The sequence below is a fragment of the Myxococcus sp. AB025B genome, from assembly GCF_006518215.1.
In the GTDB taxonomy this organism is placed as follows: Bacteria; Myxococcota; Myxococcia; order Myxococcales; family Myxococcaceae; genus Myxococcus; species Myxococcus fulvus.
On record NZ_SRLW01000385.1, the window covers coordinates 1 to 7,936 of the forward strand.

The following is a 7,936-nucleotide window of genomic DNA, read 5'->3' on the forward strand; positions in this document are numbered from 1 at the left end:
GTCCGCGGCCGGCGTGACGTCGGGCTCCGAGGCGCGAGCGCGCCTGGGCGCCGCTGTGAGCGCGGGTGGTGACGCCGCGTCAGTGGGCCCGGGGGCGCGCGTGGACGCGTCTTCGGGTGTGGCCGACATGAGAGACGTGGAAGCGGCGGCTGAAGCAGCGCAAGGACCAGGCGCCGCCCCGCGCGGGCTGTCTCCGGACAGCGGCGTGCAGGTGTCCTTCGGGGACACGGACGTGCCCGGCCTGCGGGTGACGGGGACCGCCATCGATTCCTCGCCAGGCGGCGTCGCGCTGCCGGGCGTCAGCGTGGGCGGCGACGCGCCAGTGCGTGGCGCGATGGCCTCGAATGTCGCTGGAGGCGATGCCCCCGTTCAGGGTGGGGGGGCAGGCGCGCCGTTCGGAGTGGCCGTGCCGGGCGTAGGCGCGGCAGGTGACGCGCTGGCTCGCGTCGCCGCGTCTCCGAACGCTGCGGGGGGCGATGCTCGCGGGCATGGCGGGGCCTCTCCGGGTGCACCGTTCGGCGTGCCCCTGCCGGGTGTTCGCGCGGGCGAGGTGCCCGTGCAGAGCGCGTCGGGCGGCGGAGGCGGTCCGGGCAACGGTCTTCAGGGTGTCCCACCGTCCTCGGACGAGTCGGGCGGCGTCGGCCCGAGTGGCGTGGCGCTGCCCTCCTCGACGCCGGGGACGGATGTGCCCGTGGACGCGACGGTGGTGCGCTCGACGCGGCCGACGGGGCGGGGCGACGCCGACTCCGACCTGGACATCCACTCGGCGGAGACGTTCGTGGCGGCGGCGCGGGTGACGCTGCCGGGCTTCGAGCTGAAGGAGCTGCTGGGCCGCGGCGGCATGGGCGAGGTGTGGCTCGCGCGCCAGACGTCGCTGGGCCGCACGGTGGCGGTGAAGCTGCTCCCGCCGAAGCTGGCGAAGGACCCGGAGTTCGTGGCGCGGTTCGAGAAGGAGGCCACGGCGCTGGCCGCCCTCAACCACCCGAACATCGTGCAGATCATCGACCGGGGCGTGGCCGGCGAGCACTACTACTTCGTGATGGAGTTCGTGGAGGGCCGCTCGCTGCGCGAGGCCATCTCCACCGGCTCGCTGACGCCGCAGCAGGGCCTGAAGCTGATGCTCCAGGCGGCGCGCGCCATCGAGTGCGCGCACGACAAGGACATCATCCACCGCGACCTCAAGCCGGAGAACATCCTGCTGGACGGGCGCGGCAACGTGAAGGTGGCGGACTTCGGTCTCGCCGGCATCCGTCAGTCCGAGGCCCGGCTGCAGCTCACCGCGACGGCGGTGGCCATGGGCACGCTCAACTACATGGCCCCCGAGCAGCGGCGCGACGCGAAGAGCGTGGACGGCCGCGCGGACCTGTTCTCGTTGGGCGTGGTCCTCTACGAGCTGCTCACCGGGGAGCTTCCCCTGGGGCGCTTCAAGCTGCCGTCCAAGCGGGTGCCGGGCCTGGACCCGCGCGTGGACCACATCATCGACCGGCTGCTGGAGACGGACCCCGAGGCGCGCTACGCGAAGGCCACGGAGCTGTGCGAGGCGCTGGAGCTGCTGGTGGCCTCGACGTCCGCGCCCAACCAGACGACCCGGCCGACGCATCCGCTCGAGGGGCGTCGCAAGTCGACGAGTCAGATCACCCGCAAGCTGCGGACGGGGTGGCGTCGGGTGCGCGCCGGCCTGTCGGTGGTGGGGGGGCTCGCGGTGCTGGGGCTTGGCGCGCGATGGGTCAACGGGCGGATGCCCGAGAAGCCGAACCCGCCGAACACGTACGCGGAGGCCTTCTCCACGGCGACCCTGGTCGAGGCGGCGACGCCGGATGGCGAGGCGCGCTTCGAGGTGTCCTTCGACGACAAGGGCCCCGAGGAGCTCAACCTCCACAGCGGCCTGTGGAAGGTCGAAGGCGGACAGCTCCGCGCATGGCAGGGGGGGCAGGATGCCGGTGGCCGGCGACTGGTGCCGCGCGCCTATGTGGCGACGCGCTACTTCGCGGCGGACCACTTCGACGCCTCGGTGATGATGGACGTGAAGCCGCTCGGGGACGAGTACCGTCCGGACGAGCCGGACTCACAGCACTACGGCGAGCTGTCCTTCCGCATCCGGGACCTCCAGGTGTCGGCCTTCGCGATTCCGGAGGTCGGCATGCGCCTGGCGTGGCGCTACTTCGCCGAGGACGGACAGGAGATCGTCGGCAACAGCGCGCAGGACACGGACGGGCTCGTCGAGGACGAGATGCCGCTGCCCGACCGGGGGCCCTACCAGGTGCGCCTGAAGCTCAGCCGTGTGAAGGGCGGCGTGCTCGCGGAAGGGTTCCTCGGACGGCAGCGCTTCGCCCGCAAGCTGCTGCCCGGCCTGGAGAACCGCGTCGCCAAGGTGGCGGTGGGATGCCGCAACCTCGCGTGCACCTTCGATGACCTGAAGGTGAAGGGACAGCTCCGCGAGCAGCCGCTGCGCCGGGCCTCCGCGGGCCAGGAGCAGTAGCGGGTTCATCGTCGAGCGAACCCACCGTCAACTGCGGCTGCTTCGTCATGTCCACCCATTCCGGGCTCGGTACGTTCCAGTAGTAGTCGCGCTCCCCGGTATCGACCTCTTCGATTCCTCGCGAACGTGCGAGTGCGAGAAGTTGCGAGATGCATTGTTCCAGCGCTTCGAGGGTCACTGGCCGCCTCCGGGCAACTCCATGGCCGTCTGAAGCGCACTCTCTTGCTTCCTGAGCTGTTTCTCCAGCACCTGCGCGCCGAAGCGGGCTGGGCTCACGACTTGTCGGCGCCTGTCGTGGAATCCTCACGTACTCAACACTTCCCTCGCACGACCCGGCCGGACTCCGTCCGACGGAGGGCGGTTCCCGCGGCACCTGTCAGGCGCGGGACGGGGTGGGACTCCGGGCGACCTTGCGCGAGCCTGTCCGGCGCACCACCTTCCCTCGGTATCCGGGGTCTGGCGTGGAGCGGGCCCTGTTCGTGCGGCCGGGGGACGGGATGGAATTCTGGCGCGCCGTGCTGGCGCCCATCTATGCGGCGCTCCTGGCGGGGCTGGTGGTGGCCGTGCTGACCGCGGGACGGCGGGGGCCGGACTCGCGTGTCCCCCGTCTGCCGCTGGTCTGGTTCGGCATGCTGGCCTTCGGCGGCTTCCTGCTCGTCTCCGGGCTGGGCAACGTGGCCTTCGTGGTGTGGTCGTCCGAGTCGTTCGGCAGGTCGGTGGGCATCGCGCTGCTGGTGGCGGCGGCCCTGCTCGCGGTGCGGGGCACCCGGGTCCGTTCGGGCTCGGAGCTGCTGCGCGACTCGGCGCCGAAGAGCCTGGATGACGCCGTGGCGGAGCTGCGCGCCGGGGCCTCCACGAGCTGGGGTGTCTTCCAGGGCACGCTCGATGCGCAGGAGGAACTGACGTCGCCGGGGGGCGTGGGCTGCGCGTTCTACGAGGCGGAGCTGCGTGAGGTTGCTTCGGATGGGCGCAAGGGGACGCTGCTGTCGCGTGAGCGCGCCTATTCCCCGACGCTGACGTTGCGCGGCGCGCGCATCCGGGCACGAGTGCGCTTCTCGCCCGCGTCGTTGATGGCGCCCGTGCGGCCCCGCCGCTGCAGGACGGTCTGTCTGCCGACGCCCTCCGCGTGGCTCGAGGAGCGGCCGGTGGCGCCGGAGGGCGCCTCGGTGCCCGAGGCTCGCCAGCTGACGGACGAGCCCTGGGCCCTGTCCTGGGAGCGCGCGGGGACCGCGGGCGAGACGTGCTTCGTGGTGGGGGAGCTCCGACGGGGCCCGCGCGAGGGCACCTACGAGCTGTGCGGTCGCGGCGGCGGACCCGCCCTGGTCGTCCTGGGGCCGGAGGCGCAGGACACGCGAGGCACGCTGGCTCGCCGGGCCTGGACGCACTTCACGGCGGCCGGGGTGATGTCCGTGGCCGCCGCGCTGATGTTGTCGCGCACGCTGTGAGCTCCGCGCCCTGCCTACGTTGACGACGACGGGCCCCACGCGGTGGAGAACACGAGCTGCTCCTGGCTGCTCGCGATCCGCACGGTGAACGTGCGCTCGATGCCGCCGAGCCCGCGAGGAGTCGCCTTCGCGACCTCGGCGAGCAGTGCCCCCGCGGCGCGCAGATGGAACCCCGTGTTCCACATCCCCTCCAACTCACCGTGCACCGCGCGCAGCTCCTCGCCGCTCCGCCGCTCGTCGATGGAGCGACGCAGTCGCACGAGGCCCTCCACGAACCGGCGGCACTTGCCCATCGTCCCGCTGTTTGCCTGCGTCACCTCCGCGAAGGTGAACCTGCCGCCGATACCGTTCCACGTCTTCTCGCGCAGCAGCAGGTCCGAGGCGAGCTGCTTCACCGTCGCGTCGCGCTCGATGAACCACTGGGCGAGCTGCGCGGCGCGGGTGGGGGAGAGGTCTCCGGACAGGAAGCTGCCCTTGTCGAGCACCTCGTTCAGATACGACTCCCAGATGGGCCCATAGACCAGCTTGCGGAACTCCGGGGACACGCGCGCCGTCTGCTCGCTCCAAGGCATGGCCCGGGCGAGCGCGCGGGAGAACAGCTTGACGTCGAAGCCCTGCAGTCGCGGCAGGAGCTCGCGGAGCATGTCGTCCGACACCTTGAGCTCCAGCTGCGTCTCCACGTCCGACCTGCCCACGTGCGCGTCGAGCTTCGTCAGCACCGTGGCGGCGTCGTTCGCGTCCAGCACGCCCCACACGACGGCGTCGTCCACCGCCTCGCGCAGCTCCTGCTTCGACAGCTTCTTCTTCTGGCCCCACAGCAGCATGTGCAGGCCCAGGCGGAAGTCCGGCGCCGTCGGAGCCAGGGTGAACGTCTCCATGTCCGCGCGGAAGTCCACCACCCACCGGCCACGGTGGCCCAGGAACGAGTCCTCGTACGCGCGCTGCCCGAGGAACGCCTGCCGCCGCGCGCCCTGGAGGTTCTCCTGGTTCACCCAGGTCTGCTTCCGCGTGGAGCGCGCCTTGAGCACCTCGAAGCTGCCCAGGCCGAGCGTGAAGCCCACGGTCGACTGGAGCGTGGTGGAGGAGGTGTTCAGGTAGTTGCGCAGCGTGTAGCTCCCCGCGTTCGCCGGCTCACGCAGCCACGCGAGCAGGTCCACCAGGCTGCCGCGCAGCAGCGAGCCGTGGAAGCGCAGCGCGGTGGCCTCGTCCAGCTCCACCTCCAGCAGCGTGGAGGACTCGGACACGCGCAGGTACTCGTACTGGAAGGACGCCGCCACGCGCGCCTTCACCAACGTGTCGAGCGCGCTCGACACCTTCTGCTTGAGCTGCGCCCACTCCTGCTTCAGGTGGTCGAGGACGACCAGCTGCGGGTCCAGCCCCAGCCGCTCCAGGATGCCGCGAAGCTGGGCCTGCTCCTCGGCGCTGAGCACCTTGTCGAGGGCCTTGTCGACCAGCTCCTCCACCTTCGCTTCGGCCTGCCCGGTGATGGCCGTGAGCACCTCGCCGAGCCGCTTGCGCACCGCCTCCGCGTCGGCCAGCTCCACCTGGAGGTTGAGCCCCGCGCCCAGCGTGGCCTCGCGCGACTTCGCCTTGCGCACGGCCAGCTGGATGCGGCTCGCGGCGGGGCGGGAGAAGACGAGCTGGTAGTCGTCCGTGAGCGACACGCGCGCGCCCACCTTCGCGTCGAGCGCCGTCTTCAGCTCGATGAGCTCGCTGGTCCGCACGAAGGCCAGGTTCGCCAGGTTCGTGGTGAACAGGTCCGCCCAGTTCAGCTCGAGCCCCGCCTCCAGCGTCCCGCGCACCTGCCACGCCACCGCGTCACCCGGGCCCAGCTTGGTCAGGTCCGTGGACAACACCAGCAGCCGTGGATGCGACAGGTCCTCCTTCGCCGCCTCGCGCATGTTCCGCGTCAGCGGGTGCGCCCGGTAGTCGCTGAGCGTGGCGAACACCTCGCTCTTGCCCTGTCCGGACACGAACGGCAGCGAGCCGATGGACCCCGCGGACTTGATGCGCGCCGTGGCCTGGTAGCGCATCCAGCCGGTCTCTCCTCCCAGCAGCAGCTGGGGCCGGGAGCCGTCGGAGGCCGGCGCGCTGGCGGCGGCGGGCTCTCCCACCACGCCGTTCTCGTCCACGTCACCGGGCGAGTTGAAGTTGCGCACCGTGGCCTCCACGGCCCCGTCGAACGACAGCGTGAAGTCCGCGAGGATCAGCTTGGGCGGCAGGATGTTGTCCCGCGTGAGGCCCTCCTGCGCGAGCGTCACCCGGATGTCCTGGTCCTGCAGCTTCACGTCCGGAAGCTTCTCGGCCAGCGCTGGCGGAAGTTGGGCGAGCAGCGACTCGATGACCTTCATGGGCTTCCCCTCGGACGGAATGGATGGCCGCTCCAGCATGCTCCAGGTTCTACCGGGAGGCACGTGCTGTCGGTTCCAAGGGGTAATTCTGGACTGACGCGGAAGGCCGCCTGCCCACCGGGGCGCGGCGCTCACGCCTCGTCGGCGAGGCCGTACTCCTTGAGCTTGCGGGCGAGCGTGTTGCGGCCGATCTCCAGCACCTTCGCGGCGGCGGTGCGGTTGCCCTTCACGGCGTCCAGGACGCGCAGGATGTGCAGGCGCTCCACCTCGGCCAGGGACTTCAGGCCCGGCTCGGACGCGGTGGGCGCCAGGGCGCGCGCGGGCTCGGCGGGCGTGCTCCCGGGGACGCGGTCCAGGTCCGGCAGGGGCAGGTGCTCCTCGAGGATCTCCCCCTCGCACAGCACCACGGCGCTCTCGATGCAGTTCTCCAGCTCGCGCACGTTGCCCGGCCAACGGTAGCGCTTGAGCCGCTCCAGCGCGGCGGGGCTGAGACGGGGCGTCACCAGCCGGTGGCGCCGCGCGGCGGTGGCGACGAAGTGCCGGGCCAGCCGCTCGATGTCCTCGGCGCCGCGCTCGCGCAGCGGGGGCAGCACCACCTCCACGACCTTGATGCGGTAGTAGAGGTCCTCGCGGAAGCGGCCCTCGGCCACCATGCGCGCCAGGTCCCGATGCGTGGCCGCGACGATGCGCACGTCCACCTTGATGGCCTGCGTGCCGCCCACGCGCTCGAACTCGCGGTCCTGCAGGACACGCAGCAGCTTGCCCTGCACGGGCAGGGGCAGCTCGCCAATCTCGTCGATGAACACGGTGCCGTTGTCGGCCGCCTCGAACTTGCCGGGCATCCGGTGGTCCGCGCCGGTGAAGGCGCCCTTCTCGTGGCCGAACAGCTCGTTCTCGATGAGCGTGGCGGGCAGGGCGGCGCAGTCGACCTTGATGAACGGCTTGTCGCGGCGCGGGCCGTTGACGTGCACGGCGCGCGCGAAGAGCTCCTTGCCGCTGCCGCTCTCGCCGCGCAGCAGCACGGTGGCGTCGGTGGGCGCGGCCTTGCGCACCAGCCGGTAGATGCTCTGCAACTGCGGGGACTCGCCGATGATGCGGTTGAAGAAGTAGCCCACCGGCGCCTGGGGCTGGTCCTTGGCGCGCTGCAGCTCCTGGTAGAGGCTGGTGCTCTGCAGGGCGGAGCTCACCTGCGACGCGATGGCGTCCAGCCGCTCGGTGTCCTCATGCGTGAAGCGGTCCGCGCCCCGGCGGTTGAGCACCTGGAGCACGCCGTACAGCGCGCCGTCCACGTCGCGCAGCGGCACCGCGAGCAGGCTGGTGGTGCGGTAGCCCGTCATCCGGTCGATGTCCGCGAAGAAGCGCTGCTCGCCGCGCGGGTCCGGCACGTTGATGGGCTGGCCCTGCTGGGCCACGGTGCCGGCGACGCCCTGGCCCAGCTTCACGCGAATCTGGGACACCTCCGGCAGGTGCGCCGCGCGGCTGAACAGCTCGCGCCGTGCGGGGTCCAACAACCACAGCGTGCCCCGGTCCGCCTGCATGGTGGCGGCGATGCGGTCCATCAACGTCTGGAGGAAGGCGTCGAGGTCCACCTCACGGCCCACCAGCGCCCCGAAGGGGAGGAGGACCTGGGTGACATCCGGGGCGGGGGGCATGGTGGGCAG

General features: G+C 71.6%; 4 protein-coding genes. 2 read left to right on the forward strand and 2 right to left on the reverse strand.

What is annotated here, in order from left to right:
• The first annotated feature begins 334 nt into the window (after positions 1-334).
• Entirely contained in the window at positions 335-2,479 is a 2,145-nt protein-coding gene (locus tag FL311_RS38505; protein WP_141332640.1) for a serine/threonine-protein kinase, read from the forward strand.
• Between the two features lie 497 nt (positions 2,480-2,976).
• Entirely contained in the window at positions 2,977-3,924 is a 948-nt protein-coding gene (locus tag FL311_RS38510; protein WP_141332637.1) for a hypothetical protein, read from the forward strand.
• Between the two features lie 14 nt (positions 3,925-3,938).
• On the opposite strand, the gene FL311_RS38515 is transcribed toward FL311_RS38510, so the two are convergent.
• Together FL311_RS38515 and FL311_RS38520 are read right to left on the reverse strand one after the other, a co-directional pair.
• Positions 3,939-6,275 carry a hypothetical protein gene (locus FL311_RS38515; protein ID WP_141332638.1) on the reverse strand — a complete coding sequence of 779 codons (2,337 nt, stop codon included), beginning with the start codon at positions 6,273-6,275 and terminating at the stop codon, positions 3,939-3,941.
• Positions 6,276-6,406: 131 nt separating this feature from the next.
• Positions 6,407-7,936, reverse strand: a 1,530-nt coding sequence (locus FL311_RS38520; RefSeq protein ID WP_228557361.1) for a sigma 54-interacting transcriptional regulator, incomplete at its 5' end; no start/stop codon positions are given.

What these genes read in the sequence shown, in the direction of transcription:
- FL311_RS38505 (WP_141332640.1), top strand. Translation starts at nt 335, where the DNA reads ATGGCCTCGAATGTCGCTGGAGGCGATGCCCCCGTTCAGGGTGGGGGG.
- FL311_RS38510 (WP_141332637.1), top strand. Translation starts at nt 2,977, where the DNA reads ATGGAATTCTGGCGCGCCGTGCTGGCGCCCATCTATGCGGCGCTCCTG.
- FL311_RS38515 (WP_141332638.1), bottom strand. Translation starts at nt 6,275, where the DNA reads ATGAAGGTCATCGAGTCGCTGCTCGCCCAACTTCCGCCAGCGCTGGCC.